Annotated in this window: 26 protein-coding genes and 2 pseudogenes; 17 read left to right on the forward strand and 11 right to left on the reverse strand. The window is 62.5% G+C overall.

From position 1 onward, the window contains the following. The first annotated feature begins 211 nt into the window (after positions 1 to 211). A complete protein-coding gene (locus B5526_RS26265) occupies positions 212 to 565 on the forward strand; it encodes a DMT family protein (protein ID WP_079542732.1) in 354 nt (117 codons plus the stop codon). A 147-nt stretch (positions 566 to 712) separates the two neighbouring features. On the opposite strand, the gene B5526_RS37965 is transcribed toward B5526_RS26265, so the two are convergent. From B5526_RS37965 to B5526_RS26270, 3 genes are all read right to left on the reverse strand, one after another. Beyond that, positions 713 to 874, reverse strand: coding sequence for a hypothetical protein (locus B5526_RS37965; RefSeq protein ID WP_154071471.1), 162 nt, complete (start codon positions 872 to 874; stop codon positions 713 to 715). A 74-nt stretch (positions 875 to 948) separates the two neighbouring features. Then, entirely contained in the window at positions 949 to 1,122 is a 174-nt protein-coding gene (locus B5526_RS38510; RefSeq protein ID WP_172842111.1) for a hypothetical protein, read from the reverse strand. 273 nt (positions 1,123 to 1,395) lie between these two features. Beyond that, positions 1,396 to 2,049, reverse strand: coding sequence for a glutathione S-transferase family protein (locus tag B5526_RS26270; protein ID WP_079542733.1), 654 nt, complete (start codon positions 2,047 to 2,049; stop codon positions 1,396 to 1,398). 475 nt (positions 2,050 to 2,524) lie between these two features. Between B5526_RS26270 and B5526_RS26280 the strand changes: the two genes are divergently transcribed. From B5526_RS26280 to B5526_RS26305, 6 genes and pseudogenes are all read left to right on the forward strand, one after another. Continuing rightward, on the forward strand, positions 2,525 to 3,727 hold the full coding sequence (locus tag B5526_RS26280; protein WP_079545392.1) for a pyridoxal phosphate-dependent aminotransferase: 1,203 nt from the start codon (positions 2,525 to 2,527) through the stop codon (positions 3,725 to 3,727). A 151-nt stretch (positions 3,728 to 3,878) separates the two neighbouring features. After that, on the forward strand, positions 3,879 to 4,403 hold the full coding sequence (locus B5526_RS26285) for a DUF992 domain-containing protein (protein ID WP_079542735.1): 525 nt from the start codon (positions 3,879 to 3,881) through the stop codon (positions 4,401 to 4,403). 187 nt (positions 4,404 to 4,590) lie between these two features. Beyond that, positions 4,591 to 5,076, forward strand: a complete 486-nt coding sequence (locus tag B5526_RS26290) for a DUF992 domain-containing protein (RefSeq protein WP_079542736.1) — start codon at positions 4,591 to 4,593, stop codon at positions 5,074 to 5,076. A gap of 175 nt (positions 5,077 to 5,251) precedes the next feature. Further along, positions 5,252 to 7,300, forward strand: a complete 2,049-nt coding sequence (locus tag B5526_RS26295; protein WP_079542737.1) for an elongation factor G — start codon at positions 5,252 to 5,254, stop codon at positions 7,298 to 7,300. 34 nt (positions 7,301 to 7,334) lie between these two features. Next, positions 7,335 to 7,552, forward strand: a pseudogene (locus B5526_RS26300) (SulP family inorganic anion transporter); the annotation flags it as partial. A gap of 262 nt (positions 7,553 to 7,814) precedes the next feature. Further along, positions 7,815 to 8,135, forward strand: a complete 321-nt coding sequence (locus tag B5526_RS26305; protein WP_079542738.1) for a helix-turn-helix domain-containing protein — start codon at positions 7,815 to 7,817, stop codon at positions 8,133 to 8,135. A gap of 7 nt (positions 8,136 to 8,142) precedes the next feature. On the opposite strand, the gene B5526_RS26310 is transcribed toward B5526_RS26305, so the two are convergent. Genes B5526_RS26310 through B5526_RS26340 form a run of 7 tightly spaced genes read right to left on the reverse strand, consistent with a single transcriptional unit; the run spans position 8,143 to position 15,629 of the window. Continuing rightward, positions 8,143 to 8,676 carry an NADH-quinone oxidoreductase subunit B family protein gene (locus B5526_RS26310; protein ID WP_079542739.1) on the reverse strand — a complete coding sequence of 178 codons (534 nt, stop codon included), beginning with the start codon at positions 8,674 to 8,676 and terminating at the stop codon, positions 8,143 to 8,145. A 9-nt stretch (positions 8,677 to 8,685) separates the two neighbouring features. Then, the gene (locus B5526_RS26315; protein ID WP_079542740.1) at positions 8,686 to 10,197 is read right to left on the reverse strand and encodes an NADH-quinone oxidoreductase subunit C; all 1,512 of its coding nucleotides are present in this window, start codon (positions 10,195 to 10,197) and stop codon (positions 8,686 to 8,688) included. Between the two features lie 18 nt (positions 10,198 to 10,215). Then, entirely contained in the window at positions 10,216 to 11,667 is a 1,452-nt protein-coding gene (locus B5526_RS26320; RefSeq protein ID WP_079542741.1) for a hydrogenase 4 subunit F, read from the reverse strand. After that, positions 11,664 to 12,326 carry a hydrogenase-4 component E gene (locus B5526_RS26325; RefSeq protein ID WP_079545394.1) on the reverse strand — a complete coding sequence of 221 codons (663 nt, stop codon included), beginning with the start codon at positions 12,324 to 12,326 and terminating at the stop codon, positions 11,664 to 11,666. The genes B5526_RS26320 and B5526_RS26325 overlap by 4 nt, the downstream gene beginning before the upstream one ends. Positions 12,327 to 12,331: 5 nt before the next feature. Beyond that, the gene (locus B5526_RS26330; RefSeq protein ID WP_079542742.1) at positions 12,332 to 13,288 is read right to left on the reverse strand and encodes a respiratory chain complex I subunit 1 family protein; all 957 of its coding nucleotides are present in this window, start codon (positions 13,286 to 13,288) and stop codon (positions 12,332 to 12,334) included. Further along, positions 13,279 to 15,312, reverse strand: a complete 2,034-nt coding sequence (gene hyfB, locus B5526_RS26335; RefSeq protein WP_244562064.1) for a hydrogenase 4 subunit B — start codon at positions 15,310 to 15,312, stop codon at positions 13,279 to 13,281. The genes B5526_RS26330 and hyfB overlap by 10 nt, the downstream gene beginning before the upstream one ends. After that, the gene (locus tag B5526_RS26340; RefSeq protein WP_079542743.1) at positions 15,309 to 15,629 is read right to left on the reverse strand and encodes a helix-turn-helix domain-containing protein; all 321 of its coding nucleotides are present in this window, start codon (positions 15,627 to 15,629) and stop codon (positions 15,309 to 15,311) included. The genes hyfB and B5526_RS26340 overlap by 4 nt, the downstream gene beginning before the upstream one ends. A gap of 161 nt (positions 15,630 to 15,790) precedes the next feature. On the opposite strand from B5526_RS26340, the pseudogene B5526_RS26345 reads away from it, so the two are divergent. The 6 genes and pseudogenes from B5526_RS26345 to B5526_RS26370 form a co-directional block, all read left to right on the forward strand. Continuing rightward, a pseudogene (locus B5526_RS26345) lies at positions 15,791 to 16,240 on the forward strand (STAS domain-containing protein); the annotation flags it as partial. A 124-nt stretch (positions 16,241 to 16,364) separates the two neighbouring features. Next, positions 16,365 to 17,153 (forward strand): GNAT family N-acetyltransferase, encoded by a 789-nt coding sequence (locus tag B5526_RS26350; RefSeq protein WP_079542745.1) that lies wholly within the window; start codon positions 16,365 to 16,367, stop codon positions 17,151 to 17,153. Between the two features lie 66 nt (positions 17,154 to 17,219). After that, positions 17,220 to 17,879, forward strand: coding sequence for a YoaK family protein (locus tag B5526_RS26355; RefSeq protein ID WP_079542746.1), 660 nt, complete (start codon positions 17,220 to 17,222; stop codon positions 17,877 to 17,879). A 38-nt stretch (positions 17,880 to 17,917) separates the two neighbouring features. Then, positions 17,918 to 18,751, forward strand: coding sequence for a shikimate dehydrogenase (locus B5526_RS26360; RefSeq protein ID WP_079542747.1), 834 nt, complete (start codon positions 17,918 to 17,920; stop codon positions 18,749 to 18,751). 61 nt (positions 18,752 to 18,812) lie between these two features. Beyond that, complete coding sequence (locus B5526_RS26365; protein ID WP_079542748.1) at positions 18,813 to 19,439, forward strand: hypothetical protein; 627 nt, start codon at positions 18,813 to 18,815, stop codon at positions 19,437 to 19,439. 103 nt (positions 19,440 to 19,542) lie between these two features. Next, a complete protein-coding gene (locus B5526_RS26370; protein ID WP_154071758.1) occupies positions 19,543 to 20,151 on the forward strand; it encodes a hypothetical protein in 609 nt (202 codons plus the stop codon). Positions 20,152 to 20,302: 151 nt separating this feature from the next. Here B5526_RS26370 and B5526_RS26375 read toward each other — a convergent pair whose 3' ends face one another. Further along, positions 20,303 to 21,439, reverse strand: coding sequence for an alpha-hydroxy acid oxidase (locus B5526_RS26375; RefSeq protein ID WP_079542750.1), 1,137 nt, complete (start codon positions 21,437 to 21,439; stop codon positions 20,303 to 20,305). Positions 21,440 to 21,575: 136 nt separating this feature from the next. Between B5526_RS26375 and B5526_RS26380 the strand changes: the two genes are divergently transcribed. The 4 genes from B5526_RS26380 to B5526_RS26395 all read left to right on the forward strand — a co-directional run bounded on the left by B5526_RS26380 (position 21,576) and on the right by B5526_RS26395 (position 25,870). Next, on the forward strand, positions 21,576 to 21,761 hold the full coding sequence (locus tag B5526_RS26380) for a hypothetical protein (RefSeq protein WP_079542751.1): 186 nt from the start codon (positions 21,576 to 21,578) through the stop codon (positions 21,759 to 21,761). Positions 21,762 to 21,979: 218 nt separating this feature from the next. After that, entirely contained in the window at positions 21,980 to 23,323 is a 1,344-nt protein-coding gene (gene glmM / locus B5526_RS26385; RefSeq protein ID WP_079542752.1) for a phosphoglucosamine mutase, read from the forward strand. Positions 23,324 to 23,419: 96 nt separating this feature from the next. Beyond that, complete coding sequence (locus tag B5526_RS26390) at positions 23,420 to 24,673, forward strand: MFS transporter (protein ID WP_079545400.1); 1,254 nt, start codon at positions 23,420 to 23,422, stop codon at positions 24,671 to 24,673. 366 nt (positions 24,674 to 25,039) lie between these two features. Continuing rightward, a complete protein-coding gene (locus B5526_RS26395) occupies positions 25,040 to 25,870 on the forward strand; it encodes an outer membrane protein (RefSeq protein WP_079542753.1) in 831 nt (276 codons plus the stop codon). The last annotated feature ends 165 nt before the right edge of the window (positions 25,871 to 26,035 follow it).

A 26,035-nucleotide genomic window follows, 5' to 3' on the forward strand; every position in this document is an offset into this window, starting at 1 on the left:
CTCCCCCGGAACTTGTTCTGGTTTGCCGCGAGCATAATCCCGCCAGCATGACGGTTGGTTGTGCGCGCAGCAGGCATTCTGGTTTCAACCTTAAAAAGCGGTTTAGTGAAGCCGCGCGGCTTTCCGAATTGTTATATCAAACGATATCGAAGGTGGATGGACCCGGGTTCCACGCTTGAGTGTTAGCGCTGAGATTTTTGAAAGGAAATAAATGCCGACCATATCGCCGTCGCTGTTGCCGGTCCTGATGCTGTTTGCCTCCAACGTCTTCATGACATTCGCCTGGTACGGCCATCTCAAGTTCAAGGAGGTCTCGCTGCCGCTCGTCATCATGGTGAGCTGGGGCATCGCGTTGTTCGAATATTGGCTGGCAGTCCCGGCCAATCGGTGGGGCAGCGCGGTGTATTCAGCGGCGCAGCTCAAGACCATGCAGGAAGTGATCACGCTGATCGTGTTCGCCGGCTTTTCGGTTTTGTATCTGAAGGAGCCGCTGGGGTGGAATCACGCGCTGGGGTTTGGACTGATCGCGCTCGGCGCGTTTTTCATTTTCCACAAATGGGTATAGGTGTGCCGCGCACCTGGTCGTCATACCCGCGAAGGCGGGTATCCAGTACGCCGCGGCTTCGCGGTTCTAAAACCTGCGCCCTGGAATACTGGATCACCCGCCTTCGCGGGTGATGACGTTATTGCGGGTTGCGAGAAATCCTTGCGCTCACTTCGCCGCCGGCGACGTAAATGGCGTGGTGTCCGCCGGCGCGCCGGCGAGCGGGGCGAACTCGTCCTGGCCGCGCGTTCCGGTGGCGATCAGGAGCGATGCCGCCAGCAGGATCGCGACGGTCAGCCCGACAGTGACAAGTGCGACAGGTGACTTCATCGCTACCCGATCGCGATGCCAAGCATCGCGTGTTGTCCCGCGAAAAACGCGAATGGCCGGGAAAAAAGCTCCGCTTAAAAAGCCGGCATTGCCACGGAGACCTTGATCGAAAGCACCGTCAGGGCAACGATCAGGCACAGCGACAGCGAGCCGATCGCCAGCGATGCGGCGACGGCGTCGATCAGTCGGGACGAGGCGACAGGCGCGTGGCGGTTAACAAAGCCGGTGGCGCCGGGCGACCGTTTCATGGCCTAAATCCTTCTAGGCGCGGGCGAATCACCTCTCGCACACCACCAGATGTCGCAGCGATCGCCGGCAATATTGCGGCGGTGCGCCGCCCCGAACATGGCAAAATGTCGGCAACGGCGCGGGTTATGCCCGCTATTTGAGCAATTATGCCCGCTATTCCCGTTATTCAGGCCCGGTCGGTTCTGATTCAGATCAGAACCGACCGGGCCTAACTCTTTTGTTTTGACGCGTTTCTCTACCGCGAACCGGTATCCACTTCGCTGGAAAACGCTCTAGGCCTCGGCGGCGACGCCCGCCGGGTTGTGGGCAGCCGCACCGGGCTGCCAATCCATCGAGACAAAACCGGGGGTCTGCTCGACCCGCCGCAGCCAGGCGCGGATCGCGGGGAAGGTCGCGAGGTCGTAGTCGCAGCGGTCGGCGACATGGGTGTAGCCGTAGAGCGCAATGTCGGCGACCGTGAGCTGGCCGGTTGCAAAATATGGGTGGATCTTGAGGTGATCTTCCATCACCTGCAACGCGGCATAGCCGCGCTCCATCCAGTCTTCCAGCGCGTGCGTCTGCAGGTCGCGGCCGCCCTTGACCAGCGACAGCCAGAAATAGGCGGCGCCGATATTCGGCTCCAGCGCGTGCTGTTCGAAGAACATCCACTGCAGCGCTTCGCAGCGCTCGATCCGGCTGTCCGGCGCCAGCGGCGTGCCGCCCGCAACGTACCAGAGGATGGCGTTGGACTCGGCGAGGTAGCGTCCTTCCTCGACTTCCAACAGCGGCACCTGGCCGCTCGGATTCTTCGCCAGGAAATCCGGCGTGCGGCTCTCGCCGCGCAGAATGTCGATCTCAATCGCGCGATAGGGTGCGTTCAGCAGCGCCAGCGCAAGGCGGACCTTGTAGCTGTTGCCGGAGCGCTGCATCGAATAGAGCTTGTACATTCGGTTGGGTTCGATCGGTGACAATTGGGCCCCGCGCGGTTGGCGAACGAGATCGTGTTCGCTCCGCAACGCGGCTAAACAATGATGCTGATACCGTTGCGTCGCAAGACCCCGAACGTGGAAAAGGTCGAAATCCTCTGCCGCACTGCAACCGCAGAAGATCGTGCCAACACGCCGCAACAAATCAGATCACGCTTGCGCGATGCGCGACAGCGCCGCCGGCGCAATCAACCGCCGCGCGGCGTGCGCGGCGGCCGCCTGTCGCCGGATCGCGGCCTTGCCGGATATGAGTTATTTCGCCACGGAATTTTAGGAATGTTGCGCAAATCCGCTGCCGCCCCGTTGGCGTTTGCGAAAGTTTGCATGCTCGGAGCGAAGCTTCTTGCGATGCAGCGTGGCGCGCTTTAGGGTGGTTTGATCCCATTAAATAGAGTCGTGGATTGAGCCGAGCCACGACGCCTGCAAGGAGATGATGATGCCGTTCCTGTCCGCCGCGCTTGACCGTGTGAAGCCGTCCGCGACGATTGCGGTCACGGACAAAGCACGCGAGCTCAAAGCGGCCGGCCGCAACGTCATCGGCCTCGGCGCCGGCGAGCCCGATTTCGATACCCCCGCCAACATCAAGCTGGCGGCGATCAAGGCCATCGAAGCCGGCAAGACGAAGTACACCGCGGTCGACGGCATTCCCGAGCTGAAGCAGGCGATCATCGCCAAGTTTGCGCGCGAGAACGGTCTGACCTACAAGCCGAACCAGGTCATCGTCGGCACCGGCGGCAAGCAGGTGCTCTACAACGCGCTGATGGCCACCATCAATCCCGGCGACGAGGTCATCATTCCCGCGCCCTATTGGGTGAGCTACCCGGAAATGGTGGCGCTCGCCGGCGGCGAGCCGGTGCCGGTGGTGTGCACGGCGCAGCACGGTTTCAAGCTTCAGCCGGAGGAGCTCGAGAAGGCGATCACGCCGAAGACAAAATGGATCATCCTGTGCTCGCCGTCGAACCCGACCGGTGCGGCCTATACGCGCGCCGAGTTGAAGGCGATCACCGACGTGCTGGTCAAGCATCCCAATGTCTGGGTGATGACCGACGACATGTACGAGCATCTCGTCTATGACGATTTCGTCTTCAGCACGCCCGCGCAGGTCGAGCCGAAGCTGTACGACCGCACGCTGACGGTGAACGGCGTCTCGAAGGCCTATTGCATGACCGGTTGGCGCATCGGTTATGCCGGCGGTCCGGCCGAGCTGATCAAGGCGATGGCGACGATCCAGTCGCAGTCGACCTCGAACCCCTCGTCGATCTCGCAATGGGCTTCCGTCGAGGCGCTCAACGGTCCGCAGGATTTCATCCCGGTGAACAACAAGATGTTCAAGGAGCGCCGCGATCTCGTGGTGTCGATGCTCAACCAGGCCAAGGGCATCGATTGTCCGCGTCCGCAGGGCGCGTTCTATGTCTATCCGTCCTGCGCCGGCACCATCGGCAAGACATCGCCGTCGGGCAAGGTGATCTCAAACGACGAGGATTTTGTCACCGAGCTGTTGGAGAACGAAGGCGTCGCAGTGGTGCAGGGTTCGGCGTTCGGGCTTGGTCCGGCGTTCCGGATTTCCTACGCGGCGAAAACCTCCGATCTCGAGGACGCCTGCAAGCGCATCCAGCGCTTTTGTGGCAATTTGAGATAGTCAAATCACTTCTCAAATCACCTTCTCGCCGACTTTGATGTTTTGACGGCGACTTCTTGCAAAGCGCCTTGTTTTAGACACGGCGCTTCCTTTCTGTCCGCCCCGCCAATCCAGTCCGGCAATTCCAATTCCTCAGTGGGGTATACAAACTATGCGTCTCTCGACACTCAGTATCGCCATCGCTTCGCTTGTTGCGTCCGTCGCAAGCGCCAACGCGCTGCCGCCGCCGCAATATCGCGCAGGCATCCTGCAATGCGAGGGCGGCCAGAATGTCGGCTTTGTGGTCGGCTCGGTGACCAGCCTGGAATGCATGTTCCAGAGCGAAGGCCGCCGTCCCGAACCCTACGTCGCAACCGTCCGCCGGTTCGGCGTCGACCTCGGCTTCACCGATCAGACCAAATTTTCCTGGGCGGTTAATGCGCCGACCAACAGGGTCGGACGCGGCGATCTCGCCGGCAATTATGGCGGCGTCGGCGCCAACGCCTCGGTCGGCGTCGGTGGCGGCGGCAATTTCCTGGTCGGCGGTCCGCAGAATTCCTACGCGCTGCAGCCGATCAGCGTGCAGGGCCAGACCGGATTGAATGTCGCCGCAGGCGTCGCCGACATCGAATTGCAGCCGGTCCGGTTCGGCCGCGGCGGTCTGCACCGCCATTCTCGCCATCACCATCATGGTTGAGAAATTACGATTTTAAAAGGAAGAGGCCCGCGGAAGCGGGCCTCTTGTTATTTGCGGGTTTTATTGTGGGGTTTGGCAAAATCTTCCCCGGCCGCCGATGTTGTGTCATAGACAAGCGGACGCCTTGGGCATGGCGCTCCCGCGATTCCCTGCTCGTACTACATCCTTTTCATCCGGAGATTTCTTCATGCGCCGTTCAATCATCCGTTCCGGTTTCGCCGTCACCATGCTGGTTGCGTCTCTCGCCGGCGCCCACGCGCAGCAGCCGATGGGGCGCGTGCAGGTCGGCGTTCTCGAATGCCGCGGCGGCACCAGCATCGGCTTCATCGTCGGCTCGGTGACCAATCTCGGTTGCGTGCTGCGCGTCGACGGCATGCCGGAGGACCGTTACGTCGCGACCATCCGCAAGGTCGGCGTCGATCTCGGCATCACCGCGGAGACCGCGCTCGCCTGGGGCGTGTATGCGCCGGTGGCGCGGCTCGGGCCGGGCGATCTGTCGGGCAATTACGCCGGCGCGCAGGGCAGCGCATCGGTCGGCGTCGGGGTCGGCGGCAACGCGCTGGTCGGCGGTTCGGACAATTCGATCGCATTGCAGCCGCTCAGCGTGCAGGGCCAGGTCGGCCTCAATGTCGCGGCCGGCCTGGAAAGCCTGGAACTCCGGCCTGGCCGGTAAGGTTGCGTTCCCCGGATGCTGCGCAGCGATCCCGGGTCGCCAATCGAGCTGCGCCGCGCCCGGAACAAGCATTAACTTTCGACGACGTTTTTCTGTCTTGCCAAATCGCCGACGGAGAGGGAGCATCTGACCCGCCGACCCAATCAAGGGCCGAGCTCCAACTGAGGAGGCGGCAATGGGACAGGACGTCAGAAGTCCCCGCGGTCCACGGTGCATCGCACTGGTGGGCCCTTTCCAAAGCGGTAAAACCACACTTCTTGAAGCAATATTGGCGCGCACGGGCGCCATCCGGAACGCCGGCAGCGTCGATGCGGGAACTTCCGTCGGCGACGCCAGCCCTGAGGCCCGCCAGCACAAGATGGGCGTCGGCCTTACCGCCGCCACCACGAGTTTCATGGGCGACAGTTATACCTTTATCGATTGCCCCGGTTCGGTCGAATTCGCGCACGACATGCGCGCCGCGATCCCGGCGGTCGATGCGGCGGTCGTGGTCTGCGAGGCCGACGAGCGCAAACTGCCGCAGCTTCAGATCATCCTGCGCGAGTTAGAGGATCTCGGCATCCCGCGCTTTTTGTTCCTCAACAAGATCGACCGCGCCAACAAGCGCATCCGCGAGACGCTTTCGACCTTGCAGCCGGCATCGCGGGTTCCGCTGGTGCTGCGGCAGATTCCGATCTGGAACGGCGATCTGATCGAAGGCTTTGTCGATCTGGCGCTGGAACGCGCCTTTGTCTATCGCGAGCACAAGGCTTCCGAAGTCGTGGCCCTTGAAGGCGGCGACCTCGATCGCGAGAAGGAAGCCCGCTTCTCGATGCTGGAAAAGCTCGCCGATCACGACGACGCGCTGATGGAGCAATTGCTCGAGGACATTCCGCCGCCGCGCGATGCCGTGTTCGACGATCTCGCCCGCGAATTGCGCGAGGGGCTGATCTGTCCGGTGCTGCTCGGTTCCGCGACACGCGAAAACGGCGTGCTGCGCCTGATGAAGGCGCTGCGCCATGAGGCGCCCGGCGTGAGCGAGACCGCCAAACGTCTCGGCGCGTCTTCCTCCAAGGATGCGCTGGCCTATGTGTTCAAGACCGTGCATTTGCAGCACGGCGGCAAGCTGTCGCTGACGCGCGTGCTTGCCGGCCATCTCGACGACGGCGCGACATTGCAGTCGTCCTCGGGCGAGGCCGGCCGGGTATCCGGCATATCGGCGGTGAGTTGCGCCCACGACACCAAGCGCGCCTCGGCTGAAGCCGGCGACACCATCGCGCTCGGCAAGCTCGATACCGTCAAGACCGGCGACACGCTGTCGGCCGGCAAGACCGCGCCAGCGGCGCTGGTGAAAGTCGAGCCGGCGCCGCCGGTATTGGCGATGGCGATCGCCGCGACCGATCGCAAGGACGACGTCAAGCTCGGCCAGGCCTTGCTGCGGCTGAACGAGGAAGACCCGTCGCTGACCATGATCCAGAACCAGCGAACCCACGACATCGTGCTGTGGGGGCAGGGCGAGATGCATTTGCGGGTCGCCCTGGAGCGGCTGCGCGACCGTTTCGGCGTCAATGTCAAATCGCATCCGCCGGCCATCGGCTATCAGGAGACCATCCGCAAAACGATCACCCAGCGCGGCCGGCACAAGAAGCAATCCGGCGGGCACGGCCAGTTCGGCGACGTGGTGCTGGAAATAAAACCGCTGCCGCGGGGTAGCGGCTTCGAGTTCTCTGAACGGGTCGTCGGCGGCGCGGTGCCGCGAAATTATATCGGCGCGGTCGAAGAGGGCGTGGTCGATGGCTTACTGCGCGGGCCGCTCGGTTTTCCCGTGATCGACGTGCAGGTGACGCTGACGGATGGTTCCTATCACAGCGTGGATTCTTCCGATCTCGCGTTCCGGACCGCGGCGCGGATCGGCGTCAGCGAGGGATTGCCGCAATGCCAGCCGGTGCTGCTCGAGCCCATCCATATCGTCGAGATCGTCTGTCCGACCGACGCCACCGCGAAGATCAACGCCATCCTGTCGGGAAGGCGCGGCCAGATTCTCGGTTTTGACACCCGCGAGGGCTGGCCGGGATGGGACCGCGTCCGCGCCATGATGCCGGAAGCCGAGATCGGCGAATTGATCGTGGAGCTGCGGTCGGCGACCGCCGGCGCCGGCAGTTTCACCCGGCAGTTCGACCGCATGGCCGAGGTCACCGGCCGCGCCGCCGATCAGATCATCGCCGCCCATCGCGTCGCGGCGTGACGTTGGGCGCCGTCATTCCGGGTCGCGCCAAGCTGCCGTGATCGGCGGCTTCATCGTTTCGCTGCTCGGCGGCAGCCGGTTTCAGATCGGCGGACCCGCCGGCGCGTTCATCGTGCTGGTTTCGCTGACCGCCGAACGCCACGGTGTCGACGGCGTGATCCTCGCCACCTCATGGCCGGCGTGTTTCTGATTGCCGCGGGTCTGCTTCGCCTCGGCACCTGCATCAAATTTATTCCCTATCCGGTGCGGGTCCCGTCGCACGAACATTCGACGATTCGATCTCGCCGCTTCTATCTTGATAACACCGCCCCAACAGCCGCACGGCCGCCAACCACGATTGCTGACCGGCCTATGGTCCTTGGGTGGCATCGAAGCAGATGAGGGCTTCGTCGTAACGATTTGAGCCGCAGCGGCCACGACGCCGTATTTGATATATCATGCCTGTAAATTGATGCTTGAAGCTGGTATTCATATGGTGTAGCACTATTTTGCAAGATTGAGAGAAACGACGTCCATGATTACCGCCAATCAACTCAGGGCTGCTCGCGCTCTCCTGAATATCGATCAGCGGCAGACTGCCGATCTGGCCGACCTTTCGGTTCCGACCATTCAGCGCATGGAAGCCAGCGACGGCGTCATCCGAGCCAACGTCGATTCTCTCATGAAACTGGTTTCCGCTCTTGAGAACGCAGGGATCGAACTGATCAATCCGGGGGTTCCGAGTCCGTCCGGGGGCCGGGGCGTCCGACTCCGGGAGCATGTCGCAAAGCCAAAGATGAAGACTATCCGGCAACCAAAGCTGTCTTCCTCGCGAGCCCCGGAGCGGCCTCGATGAAATCTCTTCAAGGCGTAACGGCGGCTGTGTCCGCCCGTTCGAGCAACGCAAGAAGACCTTTCAGCATCGCCGTTGGAGTAGGGGGACAGCCGGGGATGTGGAGGTCGACAGGGACGACTTCCGAGACACCTCCAACGACCGCGTAGCTGCCAGCAAAACAGCCGCCATCCCGCGCGCAATCTCCGATCGCGACCACCCATTTGGGATTGGGGGTCGCATGATAGGTGCGCTCCAGCGCGTCGCGCATGTTTTTGGTCACGGGACCGGTCACCATCAACACATCGGCGTGACGCGGCGAGGCGACGAAGCGAAGCCCAAAACGCTCGACGTCGTAATAGGCATTGTTGAGCGCGTGGATTTCGAGTTCGCATCCATTGCAGGATCCTGCATCGACCTCGCGGATCGACAAACTGCGACCGAGCCGCCGCCGCGCCGCGTGGCCGACGGCTATTGCGAGCTCGCTCACCGCGGCATCGTCCGGCGCCGGCGTCGGCTCGGTGAACGGCCGGCGGAACAGGCTTTGAAAAAGCAGCTTGCGCATGTACTGTCCTTAGAGATCGTGGCCCGAATAGGAACAGTTGAACGACTTGTTGCAGAGCGGAAAATCCGCAACGATATTGTCCTCAATGACAGCCTCAAGCAGCGGCCATTGAAACCAGGAGGGGTCGCGCAGGTGGCAACGTTCGATTTGGCCGTCCCGCAGGCGGAGCCAGACCAGAACGTCGCCGCGAAATCCCTCGACGATCGCCATGCCTTCCCGCGGCTCTGGCCTCTGCCCCGCTTGTGTTCTCGACAGGCCTTCGGGCAGCCGCTCCAAAATCTGGTCGATCAGCGAAAGCGACTGCTCGACCTCGCGCACGCGGATCCAGACGCGTGCGTTGACATCGCAATCATTCAGGACCGGAACCTCGAAGCGCAGGTTGTCATAAGGCGGATAGGCAAAAGCCCGGCGCGCGTCGAAGCCGCGGCCGGACGCGCGGCCGACGTAGCCACCCGCGGCATATTGTCTGGCTAATGCGGGTTTGAGCACGCCGGTATCGACGGTGCGATCCTGCAGCGATGCCGTGTTGTCGTAGAGTTCGATCAGAGCAGGAAAGCGCAGGCGGATGTTATCCACCGCCGCCTGGATGATTTCTTGCCCTTCATCGTCAAGGTCGCGGGTCATGCCACCGGGCACGATGATATCTCGCATCAATCGATGTCCGAATGCGCGATCGGCCGCCCGCAGCACGCTCTCGCGCAGCACGCTGCAATGCGCGTGCATTAGCGTGAAAGACGCGTCGTTGCAGATGGCGCCGATGTCGCCGAGATGGTTGGCGAGCCGCTCGAGTTCGGCCAGCAGCGCTCGCAGGAAAACCGCGCGATCCGGCACGACAAGTTCCAGGGCCGCCTCAGCCGCGCGCGAAAACGCATAGGCATAGGCGACGGTGCTGTCGCCTGACACCCGTCCGGCGAGCTGGACAGCCCGCTCAAGATTGGCGCCTAGCATGAGCCCCTCGATGCCCTTGTGGGTATATCCGAGCCGCTGTTCCAGCCGGACCACGGTCTCGCCGCTTGCGGTAAACCGGAAATGTCCGGGCTCAATGATGCCGGCGTGCACGGGACCGACCGCAATCTGATGCAGGCCGTCGCCTTCCACCGGCAGGAAGCGATAGGGCGCTGCCTTCGGCAACGCGTCGATGCGATTTCCCAAGGGGAAGCGCGCTCCCCAACAATTGTGATCGAGCCAGGGGCGGGTATCGGGCGCGCCCTCCGCAACCAGGCCGAACAGGTCATGGGCGGCGCGCTCCAATCGAAGTGCCGGCGGATGGCGCAAGCCGACCGAAGGATAAATGCGATCGGCGCAATCCAGGCTGACGGTTGCGACTTCTGCCGTAGCTTCATCGATGATCGCCATGTGCACCGTTGAGGGTTCGCCCCAAAGGCCGAGCAAGCTCAAACGTCCCTGTGCCAGCTCGTTTACTACAAATTTCCAAAGATGAGCACTGACCACGGCGCGCGGCCATGGCCGGCGTTGCCGGATCTCGCGGCCCTCCAGTATGCGATCGATCAGCGATGGCATATCTTGTTGATCTCCACACTATCCAAGAAGCTGAGCCACGTGCTGGAACCAGACGACAAACGGCGCGGGAAGATAGATGCCCGCGATCAGAACCAGTGAGAGATGCGCGAACATCGGCACATAGGAAGCTTCAGTGGGCGCCGCGCTGCCGCGCGGCCCGCCGAAAGCGACGCTGGTCAGGCGCAATGTCAATGCGCCAAAGGCCAGCAGGAGCCCGAACACCAGCACGATCGCGAGCAACGGCTGGCGCGCGAAGGTCGAACTCACGACCAGAAATTCGCTCATGAAGATGCCAAGCGGCGGCAGTCCGGCGATCGCGACAACACCGGTCACCAGACCCCACCCGAGCGCCGGATGCGTCACCGTCAAACCCCGGATCCTGGAAATCCGCTGCGTGCCCTTGACCTGCGAAATATGGCCCACCGCGTAGAAGATCGCCGACTTGGTCAGGCTGTGCATCACCATGTGCAGAAGTCCGGCGAAATTGGCGAGCGGGCCACCCATTCCGAACGCAAAAACGATGATGCCCATGTGCTCGATCGAGGAATAGGCGAACAGGCGTTTGATGTCGCGCCGGCGGTAGAGCATGAACGCTGCGAACACCACCGAGATCAGGCCGATAGTCACCATCAGCGGGCCGGGAGCGAGCGCCCCCGGATTGGCGGCAAGCAGTATCTTGAAGCGCAACAACGCATAGAGCGCGACATTGAGTAGTAGGCCCGACAAGACAGCCGATATCGGCGTCGGGCCCTCGGCGTGCGCGTCGGGCAGCCAGGCATGCAGCGGCGCGAGGCCGACCTTGGTCCCGTAGCCAAGAAACAGGAATATGAAAGCGACGTTGAGAAGCGCGGGATCGAAATTCGCGGCATGTTGGATCAGAACCGTCCAGACCATGCCGTCCTGGCCTTCGCCCACCACCGGACGCGCCGCCATGTAGACCAGGATGGTGCCGAACAGCGCGAACGCTATTCCGACGCTGCCGAGAATAAAATATTTCCACGCCGCTTCCAGCGCGGCATGGGTGCGGTAGAGGCCGACCATCAGCACCGTGGTCAGCGTCGCGATTTCCACCGCGACCCACATCAAGCCGATATTGTTCGACACGAAAGCGAGGTTCATGCCGAACATCATGGTCTGGTACATGGCGTGGTAGAAACGCACGTAGATCGGCGTCAAACGGCCGGTTTCGAGTTCATGCGCGATGTAGCTTGCGCTGAAGATGCTGGTCGTGAAACCAACAAAGGTGTTGAGGACGATGAAGACGATGTTGAGATCGTCGACCAGCACATACGGCCCGGGCGGCGGACGTTCGATCACGAACAAGGAGAGCGCTGCGAGAAATGTCGCCAGGCTCGCCACGACATTCAGCCGCGCCGTCAGTCGGTAGCCGGGCAGTGCGGCCAGCAACGCCGCCGAGCCGATCGGAATCAGCAGGACGGCCGCGACAGCGTCGAAGGAAGCAACGTTCATCGCCGCTCTCCACTGAAATCGTCGAGCGCGGATACGTCGACGGAATCGAAGCGTTCGCGGATCCGGAACAGGAAGATGCCGATGACGATGAAGGCGATCAGGATCGAGAAGGCTACGCTGATCTCGACGACGAGCGGCATGCCTTTGGCGCCGGTCGCCGCCAACACCAACCCGTTCTCGAGCGACATGAATCCCACCACCTGACTGACGGCGTTGCGGCGGGTCACCATGACCAGAAGTCCGAGCAACACGACCGACAAGGCGAAGGCGAGATCCTCACGCGCCAGAGGGTCGGCCTCGGCGGTCACCCGCAACATCAGGACCAGAGAGAGGGCGACCAGCCCCATCCCGGCCAGCATGGTCGGGCCGATACCCACGACCGACTCAATGTCACGATGAATCCCAAGCTGCTTGACGATGCGGTGAAGCGCGACGGGAATGACGATTGCCTTGAAGACAAGGGCAATCGCCGCGGTCACGTAGAGATGCGGGGCGTCCTGGATGAAGGCTTGCCAGGCGACCGAGAGGGCGAGCACCAGCGCGTGAAGCGCAAAGACGTTGAGCAGCGAATAAAGCCGGTCCTGGTACAGCATCATGAAGCTGATCAGGACAAGCCCTCCGGCGAGCGTATGCGAGACGTCGAAGGAGAGGCTGTGCATCTGCATCAGAAACTCCTCGACACGAACAGCAACAGCGTGCCGAGCAGGCCCAGCATCAGCGCAGCACCGAGAAATTGCGGAATCCGGAAGACGCGCATTTTCGCCGTAGCGGTCTCGAACAACGCGAGGAAGAAGCCGGCGACCGCCAGTTTTATGACATAGGCGGCGGCGCCGATGGCATAGGCCAACGGGCCGGTTCCGAACACGGCGATCTTCCAGGGCAGGAACACGCAGGCGATCAGCGAGATATAAAGCAACAGTTTTAGGAACGCACCGAATTCGATCATCGCGAGATGACGGCCCGAATATTCCAGTACCATCGCTTCATGCACCATGGTGAGTTCCAGATGCGTGGCGGGATTGTCGACCGGAATCCGCGCGTTCTCGGCGAGCGCCACCATGATCAGCGCGATCACAGCCATTCCCAGCGAGACCCGCAATCCGACATAGGACGAGGCCATGTGATTGGCGACGGTCGAAAGCTGGGTCGAGCCGGCAACCAGTGCCATGCAAAACACAATTAGCAGCATTGCCGGCTCCGCAAGCGCTGCGATCATGACTTCGCGGCTGGAGCCGATGCCCCCAAAGCTAGTGCCGACGTCCATCCCGGCGAGCGCGAGAAAAAAGCGTGCACTTCCGAGCAGGGCCACGATGGCAATCAGATCCGCCGTCCAATTGAACTGGAGGCCGGTGGCGAATGTCGGCACCAGCGCAGCGGCAACCCAAATCGCGGCAAAGGTCACATAGGGCGTTACGCGGAACAGCCATGAGGCGTTGTCGGCCAGCACGACCTCCTTGCGGAGCAGCCGCAACAGATCGCGATAGGGTTGAAAAACCGAAGCGCCCCTGCGACGCACCAGCCGGGCCTTGATCTTGCGCACGAAGCCGGTCAGCAGCGGGGCGAGCAGGAGCACCAGTAACATCTGCACGCCCTGCACCAGAATGTCCGAGATCACGACCATATCGCGAGCACCAGCAGCAGCGTAACGAGGGTGGCAAAAACCAGGCTGAGATAACGGCGGATGGTCAGGAACTGCAGGCGGTTGAGCCGATCGGAAGAGACGCTGACCGCATTTGCGATCGGCGCGTACATTCCCTCCCAGATCAGGTCATGCAATTCGATCCTAAGCCGCGCCGGCCTGATATCTCCGGGGGGCGGCATCTCGACATGATCGCGCGCACCGAACGCCAGCGTGCCGAAAACGCGACGAATGGGTTGAGCGAAGCTCCCGCCTGAATACTGAGCCGCCGGCGTCGGATCAGAAAAGCCGCAGCCCCAGGCCGGTCCGCGCCGCAAGGCACGGGAGGCGAAGCGATGAATGACGGAAACCGCCAGCGCCGCGGAAAACGTGATGAACAACATCACCAGCAATCCGTTGTATGAACTGCGGCTCTCCGCGATCGGCACGATCGAAAGCCAGGGCTCATTGGCCTGGATCGGCATCCGGCCGCCGAGGATCTGAAGCGTGATCGGCGAAAGCGCGTCGATCACCGGTCCCGGCAGGATTCCGACCAGCAAGCAAAGTGCGGCAAGGATGAACATGGCGGAAAGCGAGTAGCGGTCGATTTCACGCGCGGCCTCCGCTGCTGGGCTGCGCGGGCGCCCGAGAAACGTGATGCCGTAGGCCTTGACGAAACACGCGGCCGCGAGCGCCGCAGCCAGAGCCAGCATGGCGCCCACCGCAGGCACCATGATCTTCAACGCCCATTGCGGTAATTCCGGGCTCTGCAGCACCGCCTGGAAGATCAGCCATTCCGAGACGAAGCCGTTGAATGGCGGAAGCGCCGAAATTGCGACGCAGCCGACGAGGACGGCGAAGCTGGTAAGCGGCATGCGGTGAATGAGGCCGCCCAATTTGTCCATATCCCGCTCTCCCGTCGACATGAGGACGGCGCCGGCGCCAAAGAACAACAAACTCTTGAAGAACGAGTGGTTGAGCACATGAAACAGCGCCGCCGTAAAGGCGAGCGCTGCCAGTAGCTTCAGGCCGTTGGCCTGAAACGCCAGGGCAAGACCAAGGCTGACGAAGATGATGCCGACGTTTTCGATCGTACTATAGGCCAACAGGCGCTTGAGGTCCTTTTCCATCATGGCATACAGGATCCCCATCACCGCGGTGATGCCGCCGAAGAAAAGGATCACCGCACTTGCCGGCCAGTCCGGCGGTCCCAGCAGATCGAATATCACGCGAATGAAGCCGTAGATCGCGACCTTCGTCATGACGCCGCTCATCAACGCCGAAACGTGGCTGGGAGCCGCGGGATGAGCGAGCGGCAGCCAGACATGCAACGGCACAAGGCCAGCCTTTGAACCGGCTCCGAGCAACATCAGGATCAACACCAAGGTAGCGGCATACGGCGTATGTTGCGCCGCGCGAATGGCGGCAAATCCGTAATCTCCAGCCGGTCCCGCCAACAGACCGAAGGCCAGCAGCAACGCCAGCGTCCCAAAACTCGCCATCACGAGATAGACGTAACCAGCCTTGGCGTTGTCGGCTTCACGGTGGTGCGCCATCACCAGCGCCCAGGAGGCGAGCGACATGAATTCCCAGCAAAGCAGATAGGAAAACGCGTCATCCGCCAGCACCACGAGATTCATCCCGGCCAGGAAGGCGGGGAAAAACGGCAGCACGCGCTGCGGCGCCTGCTCGTGATGGCCGTAGCCGAGACCATAAAGGCTTGCCAATGTCCCTCCCAGATTGACGATGATGAGGAAAAACGAAGCCAGCGCGTCGAGGCGGAAATGGGCGCCAAGCCACGGTAATCCAATCGGCAAGGTCAGGCCGGAGGCACCTTGCGTACCATCGAGCAGCCAGCGAATGGAGCCGAGCAATCCAGCCACGCAAATCGCCAGTGTGGCGCTGTAGATCACCGCCGTGGAACTCTTCGAGCGGCTCAGGGTGATCGCGAGAACGGCGATACCCAACAATCCTGCGACGCACGACATTTGCCAGACGACCGCAGAGATAACGACCGCAGAATTCATGCGCGGGCCCTGGTTCCGCTCGATGCTTTGTTTTCCGATCGAGCGCCCGGGAGCGTCTTAGCCGAAGCTTGTTCGATTTTCAGCCGTACCCCGCGCCCCCGCGAATTGCTGACGGCTCCTTCGTCGATCATCTCGATCCCGGCCGCGTCGAACGCGGCGATCAACTTGACCAGCGAATCGACATTTCCCCGGACCATCGTTTCGCTCGCCTCCATGCGCTGAATGGTCGGCACGGAAAGCCCCGACAGTTCCGCCAGCCGGCGCTGATCGATGCCGAGAAGCACCCTGGCAGCCCGCAATTGAGCTGCCGTGATCATTGACCTGCCTCGCTGTCGGGACTCCAGCCGATTTCAGAGATCATCTTTGCATGATAATTAATGATGTTAAAGTGTCAATAAATGATATTTCAGATATCTAATCTAAGGGGTGCTTCCTGACCCTAACCTGCGGGGTTTGAGGGATCGCGCATGTCAATTGCATCGAGGCCGAAGCGCCCCTGGTGACCGGCGACAGGGCCGACGACGGCAATGGTGATCGCGTGCCCTACGATTCCCGCATTGCCGCCGACCCGGACGTGTTGGTGTACCGCATCTCCGGCGCGTTCTTCTTTGGCGCGGCGTCGGCGGTGGGGACGGTGCTCGACAGCACCGCCGACACCCGCAAGGCATTCGTGATCGATTTCACCGCGGTGCCGTTTCTCGATTCCACAGCGGCTAATGCGATCGGCCGGGTTGCGACCAAGGCGAAACGCCAGGGCATCCGCCTTTACATCACCGGCGCGTCGCCGACGGTGCGCCGCGCACTGCTGACCCACGGGGTCAGACCCCCGCGCGCCAGATATCGCGAAACCATCGCGCGGGCGATCGCGGATATCAAGGGCCATCGCGATGAGCTTTCCGCCGCAGGGAACGATCTGGCTGCGGGATAGCTGGCGTGCGATCACGTTTTTTTAGAGCGGTCAAGCTTTTCAATTCGACCGCTTTCGTGAACACTGCGGCTGCGGCGCAGGCTGGCGCCGGCGGAACTGTGCGGCATCGCGGGCAGGGAGCGGAATGGATACGATCAGTCTGTCGTTGAAATTAAGGCGGCTTGCCGCCTGGCTGGATGGCAGATGCCAGCCGGATAGCCTTGTTCGGAAGCAATTCCATGGCTCGCCGTTCGGCGGTTGTTACGTCACCATCGATCCCGACCGCCAGGGCCCCTTTGCATCCGCCAATCTCAACCGTGTCTATTTGTGTGGCGCCGAAGCTGGAATGGACTTCGACAGCGTCGGGCGTTTGATCGACCTGTTCAAGTCCGAAGGCGTCAAGCGGTTCTTCGTCTGGCTCAGCCCCGGTCCCAACATGGATGTCGTGCGCCGCTGGATCGAGGGAAGCGGGCTTAGCCGCATTCGGCGCACCGGCTATCCGACGCTGTGTCGCAGCCAGCCTTCGCCGCTTCAATTCAACACCGATCTCGAAATACGCGAGGTCAGCGTCGATGAAATCGACGCAGCCCGCGATCGACTGGGCGATACGCTGTGGCCGGAATATGCGAGGTCGGCGGGCAGCGACGGCTTCTTCCACTATATGGCGTTCGACGGCGGCCAACCGGTCGCGATCGCCGCGCTCTGCATCTTCGAAGACCTCGGATATCTGATGGCGGCGGCGACCGCCGAAAGTCATCGCAAGCGCGGCGCCCAACAGGCCCTGATCGCGAAGCGGGTCGAGCGGGCCGAACAGCTCGGCTGTTCGATCATGGTGTCCGAGACGCTCTATATGCTCGAGCATTCCTATCGCAACCTGCAGCGGGCCGGCTTTGCGGAGGCGTACGAAAAAGAAGTCTACGAATGGAACGCCTGAACGGTCCGCGTCGCTTCGGCCGGTCGGCATCGCGACCGCCTTTATGTCGGAGGCCGGCTAGGTGCGATGCTTGATTCACGCCGCAACATTGCCCTCGCTTGCGCACTGAGCGCACTTGCCGGGTATGTCGATGGCATCGGCTTCATTCACCTCGGCGGCCTGTTCGTCTCGTTCATGAGCGGCAACTCGACGCGGATGGGCGTCAGTCTTGCCGACGGTCATTGGCGGAGCGCGGCGGAGGCGTTCGGCCTGATCGTGCTGTTCGTGATCGGCGCCGCCGCCGGCAGCCTGATCGTGCTTGGCCGCCACGTCCACCGTCAGTCCTTGGTGCTGCTGGCGGAGGCGCTGCTGCTTGCCGCCGCAGCGCTTTGCTACGCCCTCGGTTTCTCCAATGCCGCGGTCGCCGCCATCGTCATGGCGATGGGGATGGAGAACGTGGTGTTCCAGATTGAAGGCGGCGCCGGTCTCGGCCTGACTTACGTCACCGGGGCGCTGGTCAAGGTCGGCCAATTCGCCGCCGTGGCGCTCAGCGGCGGCCCGCGCTGGGGCTGGACGTCGAATGCGCTGTTATGGGTGGCGCTGGTGGTGGGTTCGGTGTGCGGTGCGCTGGCCTATCACTGGATCAACCTCGCCGCGATCTGGTTCGCCGCCGCCGCCGCGCTGGCGCTGAGCGCCATGGTTGCCGCGACGAGGCAACTTGACAGCCTTAATCGGAAGATAAATTGATCGTCATGGCCGGGCATGACGAAGGAGACAGTTGAGTCGTGACAAAACCCCGTGCGGCATGCCTGATCGGATGGCCGGCGGCGCATTCGCGCTCGCCGCTGATCCATCACTACTGGCTGCGCACGCTCGGCATCGAGGGCGGCTACAACATCGAGGCGGTGCCCCCCGAGGGCTTTGCCGAGTTCGTGCTGCATCTTTCGGCCCACGGCTTTGTCGGCGCCAACGTCACCATCCCACACAAGGAACGCGCGCTGGCGCTGACGATGCCGGACGCCCGTGCGCGGGCGGTCGGCGCGGCCAACACGCTGTGGTACGAGGGCGGCGAACTGCGATCGACCAACACCGACATCGAAGGTTTTGTCGATAATCTCGACGCCTGCGCGCCCGGGTGGGAGGCGGCGAGCGATGCGCTGGTGCTCGGCGCCGGCGGCTCGTCGCGCGCGGTGGTGTTCGGCCTGATCGAGCGCGGCATCAAGCATGTGCATCTGGCAAACCGGACCGTCGAACGGGCCCGCGCGCTCGCGGATCAATTCGGCGCCAGCGTTCATCCCGTCGCATGGGATGCGATCAGCGATCTCCTGCCTCGTGCGCAATTGTTGGTGAACACGACGTCGCTCGGCATGCATGGCCAGGGCGCGCTCGAACTCGATGCGGGCCTGTTGCCGTCGCATGCCGTCGTCGCCGATCTCGTCTATGTGCCGCTCTCGACGCCGCTATTGGCGGCGGCGCGGGCGCGCGGACTTAAGACCGCCGACGGGCTCGGCATGTTGTTGTACCAGGCGGTGCGCGGATTTGAATTGTGGTTCGGACAGCGCCCTCAAGTCACGCCGGAACTTCGCGCCCTGGTCGAGGCCGATCTCACCAAGGGTTGAGCGGGAATAGGGTGGCCGTATCGGGGTCCATTGCTAAGTAATATGTGCCGGAGACCAGTTGATGCCCGTTCATCGTTCGACGCTCATTCGTCCGCTTGTCATAATTGCGGTGGTTGCGGCTTCGTCGCTCTCAGCGATCGCTCAGCAGCCGCCGACGCCGTCCCGGGTCCGCGGCAGCATCGAGGCCGTTGACGGCGATATGCTCGCGGTCAAGTCGCGCAGCGGCGAGGATTACAAGTTGCGTGTGAGCGGCGACACCAAGGTGGTCGGAATCACAAAAATCTCGCTGGCCGACATCAAGGTCGGTTCCTTCATCGGCACCACCACGGTGCCCGGGCCGGATGGCGGCGCGAATGCGATCGAAGTGCACGTGTTTCCCGAAGACATGCGCGGTACCGGGGAGGGGTCGCGGCCGTTCGATCTGCGCCCCAACTCGACCATGACCAACGCCACGGTGGCCGAGAGCGTCGTGGGCAATGACGGTCACACCCTGCTGGTCAAGTACAAGGACGGCGAGAAGAAGGTCGTGGTTTCGCCGGATACGCCGGTTGTGACCTATGTTCCTGCCGACAAATCCGAATTGAAAGCCGGCGCCAAGATCATCGCCTTTTTCAAGAAGCTGCCCGATGGCTCGTTCGAAGCCAACCGGATCAGCGTCGGCCTCAACGGGCTGACGCCGCCGATGTGACGGCGGGCGTAAGGGAAGCGCGGAATAGCGGTTGCGCTGCGGTGTTTTCTTCCTGGACGGGAACTGTTTTGGGAGAACGGCCATGCCGAAACTTGCTTCTTTGATGCCGCGCCTGCTGGCAGCGGCGCTGACGCTGATATCTGTGCTGGGATCGTGGGCGTGGGCCCAACAGCCGCCGACGGTCCGGATCCGCGGCACCATCGAAGCCGTCGATGGACCGCTGCTCATGGTGAAATCACGCGAGGGCACCGACATGAAGGTGCGCGTGACCGACAATGTGGCGGTGTTCGGCGTCGCCAAGACCGCGATGTCGGAAATCAAGCCGGGTTCCTACATCGGCGTCTCCGCGATGCCGGAACCCGACGGCACCCAGAAGGCGGTCGCGGTTCATATTTTCCCGGAAAACCAGCGCGGCGTCGCCGAAGGCTTTAGGCCATGGGATCTGCGCCCAGGCTCGACCATGACCAACGCTACCGTCGCGGAAAGGGTGGCGGGAACTGACGGCGAGAAAATCCGGGTCAAGTACAAGGACGGCGAGAAGAACGTCGTGGTGCCGCCGGATACCCCGATCGTGACCTTCCTCGTCGGCGACAAATCTGAGTTGAAGCCGGGCGCCAAGATCATCATTTTCGGTGCGGTCCAGAAAGAGGACGGCACGCTGGAAGCCAACCGCGTCAATGTCGGCCGCGACGGCATCATGCCGCCGATGTGAGGGGCGAGCGCAAGCCTCTCAACGAGTCGTCCCCGCGAAAAGCGGGGACCCATAACCACAGGCCTTCGTTATATCGGCTGTCGCTGCAGCGATGCCTAATCGATCCGCCGGTGGTTATGGGTCCCTGCTTTCCGCAGGGACGACGGAGGAATCAAACCGCCAGCACGTGGTCGTCGATTTCGGCGATGGTGTTGACGCCGCACAGGCCCATGGTGGTTGAGAGTTCGGCCCGGATCAAATCGATCGCTTTCGTAACGCCGGGGCCGCCGAACGCGCCGAGGCCGTGAATATAGGCGCGGCCGATCATGGCCGATTTGGCGCCGAGCGCGAGCGCGCGCATCAGGTCCTGGCCGGAGCGGATGCCGCCATCGAACATGACCTCCATCTGCGAGCCGACGGCGTCGGCAATTTCCGGCAACACCTCGATCGACGACGGCGCGCCGTCAAGCTGGCGGCCGCCATGGTTGGACACCACCAGCGCCTGCGCGCCGGTCTTCACCGCTTCCTCGGCGTCCTCGACGTCCAGGATGCCTTTCAGGATCAATTTCCCCGGCCAGATGCTGCGGATCCACTCGACGTCCTTCCAGCTCAGCGTGGTATCGAATTGCGTCCCGATCCACGTCCCCAGCGCGGTGATGTCGTCGGTGCCCTTCAGATGCCCGACCAGATTGCCGAAGGTGCGCCGCTTGCCGCGCAGCACGCCCGCGACCCAGGCCGGCTTGGTGGCAAAATCGAGAAATTTCGACAGCGTCCATTCCGGCGGCACCGTCATGCCGTTCTTGATGTCGGCGTGGCGCTGCCCGATCACCTGCAGATCGACGGTCAAGACCAGCGCGCTGCATTTGGCCGCGATCGCGCGCTCGATCAGAGCCTTGATGAAGCCGCGGTCCTTCATGACATAAAGCTGAAACCAGAACGGTTTTGTCACATTGGCCGCGACGTCTTCGATGGAGCAGATCGACATCGTGCTCAAGGTGTAGGGAATTCCCGCTTCCTGCGCCGCGCGGCAGGCGTGAATCTCGCCGTCACCGAATTGCATGCCGGTCAGCCCGACCGGGGCCAGGATCAGCGGCAGCGCGGCAGGCTCGCCGAGAATCCTGGTCGAGAGATCGCGCTTCGACACATCGACCAGCACGCGCTGGCGAAATTTTATGGCCTGCAAATCGTCGCGATTGGCGCGCAGCGTTGCCTCGGTATAGGAGCCGCGATCGGCGTAATCGAAAAATGCCTTCGGCACCTTTCGCATGTGAACCTGACGCAGATCTTCGATGCAGGTGATGTGCTTCATGGACGTTCCAAACCTTCTTGTATCAAGCCTTCTTGTCGTTTGCCTTCTTGTATTTTTCGCGTTCGCAGTCATCTAGCATGGTTGGGCCGTCCGCCAAATCGCTCCGCGGCAACGGGCGTCACGCAGGAATGCATCCATGACCGGACCACGCTCCGACCCCAAAGCGGCAAAAGACCCCAAACACCTCAAAGACAGTGAAAAGCGCCAGCTCGATCAGGCGCTGGAGGAGGGGTTGGAGGAGACGTTTCCGGGCTCGGACCCGGTCAATGTCATCCAGCCGCCGCCCTCAAAAGGCGACCATCACGTCAAGCGCAAGGACTGACCGGCAGCGGCCTGGTCTCGCGGACGGAACAATATATAAGCATTTACAATATGTTACGCGGCATGCGCGGGGCCGGGCGCTCGTAATGATTCATCATATTTTTTGAAGCCATTTTAGCGCCGAAGGCACTATAACCCCCTGCACACGCTATAATGGGTAGGCGTACGAAGGTTCGCGCCGGGTGGTCTTGAGAGGCCCCGGCGGTCTTGGGGGGTCAGATGAGCCGCAAATATTTCGGGACCGATGGGATTCGGGGCCGCGCCAACGGACTGATCACGCCGGAGCTGGCGCTCAAGGTGGGGCAGGCGGCCGGTCTCGTGTTTCAGCGCGGCGAGCATCGTCATCGCGTCGTCATCGGCAAGGACACGCGGCTGTCCGGCTACATGATCGAATACGCGATGGTGGCCGGCTTCACCTCGGTCGGCATGGACGTGCTGCTGCTCGGCCCGATGCCGACGCCGGCGGTGGCGATGTTGACCAAGTCGATGCGCGCCGATCTCGGCGTGATGATTTCAGCGTCCCATAATCTGTTCGAGGACAACGGCATCAAACTGTTCGGCCCGCAGGGTTTCAAGCTCTCCGACGACGTCGAGAAGCAGATCGAGCAGTTGCTCGATGAATCACTCGACAAGCGGCTGGCGCAGAGCGCGAGCCTCGGTCGCGCCCGCCGCATCGACGGCGTTCACGACCGCTACATCGAGTTCGCCAAGCGCACGCTGCCGCGCGATCTCAGCCTCGACGGGCTTCGCGTGGTGGTCGATTGCGCCAACGGCGCCGCCTACAAGGTGGTGCCGGAAGCGCTGTGGGAACTCGGCGCCGACGTCATCTCGATCGGCGTCGAGCCCGATGGTTTCAACATCAACAAGGAATGCGGTTCGACCTCGCCGGAAGCGCTCGCCCGCAAGGTGCGCGAAATGCGCGCCGACATCGGCATCGCGCTCGATGGCGACGCCGACCGGGTGATCCTGGTCGACGAGCGCGGCCATCTGGTCGATGGCGACCAGCTGCTCGCGGTGATCGCGCAAAGCTGGAAGGAAGACGGCCGGCTCGCCAAGCCGGGCATCGTCGCGACCGTGATGTCGAACCTCGGACTGGAACGCTTTCTCGACGGCATCGGGCTCGAACTCATCCGCACGCCGGTCGGCGATCGCTACGTGCTCGAGCAGATGTTGAGCGGCGGCTACAATCTCGGCGGCGAGCCGTCCGGCCACATCATCCTGTCGGACTATGCCACCACCGGCGACGGCTTTGTCGCGGCGCTGCAGGTGCTCGCGGTGGTGCAAAAACTTCGCCGCCCGGTGTCGGAAGTCTGCCGCCGCTTCGATCCGCTGCCGCAGATCCTCAAGAACGTACGCTACCGCAGCGGCAAGCCGCTCGACGACGCCGAGGTCAAATCGGCGATCGATGCCGGCGAAAAACGCCTCAACGGCCACGGTCGGCTCCTGGTCCGTTCCTCCGGCACCGAGCCCGTGATCCGCGTGATGGGCGAGGGCGACGATCGCATCCTGGTCGAGGAAGTGGTCGATCACATCGTCACCGCGCTCGGCCAGGCGGCGGCGTAATCGCAAAGCAGCCATAATCTATTGGAGGTGGTCGGCGTGGCGCGGCCATCGTAGGAAATGCCTCGTGTCGTCGCTGGTCCCTCCTGGAATCCTCCCCTGAACAAGTCCGTCGTCGTTTCCGAACAAGCGCTGGTCGCGCCGGTGACCGTGCCGGAGCTGACATCGCCTTCGCCTGCGAAGGCGGCGGGGCCGGCCTATGTCGTGCTCGCCGGCATCAGCCTGTCGCATTTCCTCAACGACACCATGCAGTCGCTGATTGCGTCGGTCTACCCGATCCTGAAGGACAATTACGCGCTCGACTTCGCCCAGATCGGATTGATCACGCTGGCGTTCCAGTTCACCGCCTCGCTGTTGCAGCCGGTGGTCGGGCATTTCACCGACAAGAGGGCGCAGCCGTTCTCGCTCGCGGTCGGCATGGGATTTACCTTCTTCGGTCTGCTGCTGCTCAGCGTCGCGCAGCAATACCTCGTCATCCTCGTCGCCGCCGCATTGGTAGGGCTTGGCTCGGCCGTGTTTCATCCGGAATCGGCGCGGATCGCGCGGCTGGCCTCGGGCGGACGCTATGGTTTTGCGCAATCGGTGTTTCAGCTTGGCGGCAGTTTTGGGACGTCGATGGGCCCGCTGCTCGCCGCCTTGATCGTGGTGCCGTTCGGCCAACCCAGCATCGCCTGGTTTTCCTCGATCGCGTTTCTGGCGATCGTCATCCTGTGGCGGATCGGACTTTGGTACAGGCCGCAGATCGCGGCCAAGAAGTTCGCAGCCCTCGAACAGCATCCGGACGCGCCGAGCTCGCGCCGGGTCAAGATCGCGCTCATCGTGCTGGTCGCGTTGTTGTTCTCCAAGCAGCTCTATGTGTCGAGCCTGTCGAGCTATTACATCTTCTATCTGATCGACAAGTTCGGCGTCTCGACGCAAGCCGCCCAGCTCTATCTGTTCGTCTTCCTCGCCGCCAACGCGGTCGGGGCGTTCCTCGGCGGCCCACTGGGCGACCGCTTCGGCCGAAAGATCGTGATCTGGTTCTCGATTTTGGGCGCGCTGCCGTTCACGCTGGCGCTGCCCTATGCCGGCCTCTACGCGAGTGCCGTGCTGACGGTGTTCATCGGTCTGATCATCTCTTCGACGACATCCTCGATTATCGTGTTCGCGCAGGAACTGGTGCCGCACCGCTTCGGGATGATTTCCGGCGTCTTCTTCGGTGTCGCGTTCGGCATCGGCGGGCTCGGCGCGGCCGTGCTCGGCAAGCTCGCCGATCACACCAGCATCGCCTTCGTCTATCAGGTCTGCGCGTTCCTCCCCGCAATCGGGCTGCTCGCGGTGTTCCTGCCGAAGCTGCCGAAAACGGCGCGCTAGGAGAGGCCACGGGCCGCATGGTTCGAGACGCGCGGCGTTGCCGCGCTCCTCACCATGAGGGTCTATGACCCCATCCTGAGGAGCTTGCCAACGGGTCGCGCGAACGCGCGCCCGATGACAGCCTCCGCAAGCGTCTCGAAGGATGAAGCCGCCGGACTGCAATGCCCATCAACACATTGTTAGTGATTGTGCGATCCCGCCGCCTTTGCAACCCCGGGTTTCGTCGAGGCAAGAATTCTTCGGAGATTATCAACCTTAAAAATTAGGGTTAAGTGGCGCTTAAGCATTTGATGCGATCGTCCGACCGTGAGTTTCTCGATGTGAGGCCTCCGTTGTCTGCCTCACCGGACAAAAGGACGAAGCCAAATGCGTAGCGTTAAGTTCCTCGTCGCCGCCGGAGCGGCATCCCTGTTGTCGTCGATGGCGTTCGCCGCGGACTTGGCCATCGCGCCGCCGCCGATGTACTCGCCGCCCCCGCCGGCCGATTTCGGCGGCTGGTATCTGCGTGGCGATATCGGAATGACCAACCAGAAAATGAAATCGCTCAACAACCCGGACCCCAACGCCGTGCTGTTCACCCCGGTTGGGATGGGCTTCGACAGTTCGACGCTGTTCGATCTCGGCGTCGGTTATCAGTTCAACAACTGGTTCCGGGCGGACGTGATCGGTCAATGGCGCGGCCGCGCCAACTTCCATGGCTCGCAGTTCTCGGATGCCTTTGTCGGCACGGCGCTGGTCGACAATTACTCCGGCTCCAAGTCGGAGGCGGTCGTCATGGCTAACGCCTATGTCGACCTCGGCACCTGGTGGTGCCTGACGCCGTACATCGGCGCCGGTATCGGCGGCTCCTACAACCGGATTTCCAGCTTCCGCGACGACGGTTTCGGCGACAGCTTCGGCGTCGCGCGGCCCTCGAGCTTCGTTTACGCGACAGACAACGGCAAATGGAATTTCGCCTGGGCGCTGCACGCCGGTCTCGGCTACAAGGTCACGCCGAACGTGACGCTCGAACTCGGCTACAGCTACATGAACCTCGGCGATGCCACCACCGGCGTCAATTCGAACTTCGCCGGCACCGCCACGCCGCAGTTCCCGTGGACCATGAAAGACATCACCTCGCACGACCTGAAGCTCGGCGTGCGCTGGAATCTCGAGAGCCCGGCGGTCTACGCGCCGCCGCTGGTGCGCAAGGGCTGATCACGCCTCTCCTCTCGTTAATCTTTGCTAACGGCGCGGGATGTTCCCGCGCCGTTTTGTTTTGCGCGGGGCATGATCCCGAAAAGTGGACTTCCGGTTTTCGGAACCAGATCATGCCAATCAAGTCCCGCGACAACGATTGGTTAAGGTTAACAGGCGATGATC

It is taken from the genome of Bradyrhizobium lablabi, from assembly GCF_900141755.1.
GTDB lineage: Bacteria > Pseudomonadota > Alphaproteobacteria > Rhizobiales > Xanthobacteraceae > Bradyrhizobium > Bradyrhizobium lablabi_A.

What these genes read in the sequence shown, in the direction of transcription:
- B5526_RS26350 (WP_079542745.1), top strand. Translation starts at nt 16,365, where the DNA reads ATGGATACGATCAGTCTGTCGTTGAAATTAAGGCGGCTTGCCGCCTGG.
- B5526_RS26280 (WP_079545392.1), top strand. Translation starts at nt 2,525, where the DNA reads ATGCCGTTCCTGTCCGCCGCGCTTGACCGTGTGAAGCCGTCCGCGACG.
- B5526_RS26315 (WP_079542740.1), bottom strand. Translation starts at nt 10,197, where the DNA reads ATGCCATCGCTGATCGATCGCATACTGGAGGGCCGCGAGATCCGGCAA.
- B5526_RS26320 (WP_079542741.1), bottom strand. Translation starts at nt 11,667, where the DNA reads ATGAACGTTGCTTCCTTCGACGCTGTCGCGGCCGTCCTGCTGATTCCG.
- hyfB (WP_244562064.1), bottom strand. Translation starts at nt 15,312, where the DNA reads ATGAATTCTGCGGTCGTTATCTCTGCGGTCGTCTGGCAAATGTCGTGC.
- B5526_RS26310 (WP_079542739.1), bottom strand. Translation starts at nt 8,676, where the DNA reads ATGCGCAAGCTGCTTTTTCAAAGCCTGTTCCGCCGGCCGTTCACCGAG.
- B5526_RS38510 (WP_172842111.1), bottom strand. Translation starts at nt 1,122, where the DNA reads ATGAAACGGTCGCCCGGCGCCACCGGCTTTGTTAACCGCCACGCGCCT.
- B5526_RS26330 (WP_079542742.1), bottom strand. Translation starts at nt 13,288, where the DNA reads ATGGTCGTGATCTCGGACATTCTGGTGCAGGGCGTGCAGATGTTACTG.
- B5526_RS37965 (WP_154071471.1), bottom strand. Translation starts at nt 874, where the DNA reads ATGAAGTCACCTGTCGCACTTGTCACTGTCGGGCTGACCGTCGCGATC.
- B5526_RS26340 (WP_079542743.1), bottom strand. Translation starts at nt 15,629, where the DNA reads ATGATCACGGCAGCTCAATTGCGGGCTGCCAGGGTGCTTCTCGGCATC.
- B5526_RS26295 (WP_079542737.1), top strand. Translation starts at nt 5,252, where the DNA reads ATGGGACAGGACGTCAGAAGTCCCCGCGGTCCACGGTGCATCGCACTG.
- glmM (WP_079542752.1), top strand. Translation starts at nt 21,980, where the DNA reads ATGAGCCGCAAATATTTCGGGACCGATGGGATTCGGGGCCGCGCCAAC.
- B5526_RS26305 (WP_079542738.1), top strand. Translation starts at nt 7,815, where the DNA reads ATGATTACCGCCAATCAACTCAGGGCTGCTCGCGCTCTCCTGAATATC.
- B5526_RS26355 (WP_079542746.1), top strand. Translation starts at nt 17,220, where the DNA reads ATGCTTGATTCACGCCGCAACATTGCCCTCGCTTGCGCACTGAGCGCA.
- B5526_RS26270 (WP_079542733.1), bottom strand. Translation starts at nt 2,049, where the DNA reads ATGTACAAGCTCTATTCGATGCAGCGCTCCGGCAACAGCTACAAGGTC.
- B5526_RS26375 (WP_079542750.1), bottom strand. Translation starts at nt 21,439, where the DNA reads ATGAAGCACATCACCTGCATCGAAGATCTGCGTCAGGTTCACATGCGA.
- B5526_RS26395 (WP_079542753.1), top strand. Translation starts at nt 25,040, where the DNA reads ATGCGTAGCGTTAAGTTCCTCGTCGCCGCCGGAGCGGCATCCCTGTTG.
- B5526_RS26290 (WP_079542736.1), top strand. Translation starts at nt 4,591, where the DNA reads ATGCGCCGTTCAATCATCCGTTCCGGTTTCGCCGTCACCATGCTGGTT.
- B5526_RS26325 (WP_079545394.1), bottom strand. Translation starts at nt 12,326, where the DNA reads ATGCACAGCCTCTCCTTCGACGTCTCGCATACGCTCGCCGGAGGGCTT.
- B5526_RS26285 (WP_079542735.1), top strand. Translation starts at nt 3,879, where the DNA reads ATGCGTCTCTCGACACTCAGTATCGCCATCGCTTCGCTTGTTGCGTCC.
- B5526_RS26265 (WP_079542732.1), top strand. Translation starts at nt 212, where the DNA reads ATGCCGACCATATCGCCGTCGCTGTTGCCGGTCCTGATGCTGTTTGCC.
- B5526_RS26365 (WP_079542748.1), top strand. Translation starts at nt 18,813, where the DNA reads ATGCCCGTTCATCGTTCGACGCTCATTCGTCCGCTTGTCATAATTGCG.
- B5526_RS26380 (WP_079542751.1), top strand. Translation starts at nt 21,576, where the DNA reads ATGACCGGACCACGCTCCGACCCCAAAGCGGCAAAAGACCCCAAACAC.
- B5526_RS26370 (WP_154071758.1), top strand. Translation starts at nt 19,543, where the DNA reads ATGCCGCGCCTGCTGGCAGCGGCGCTGACGCTGATATCTGTGCTGGGA.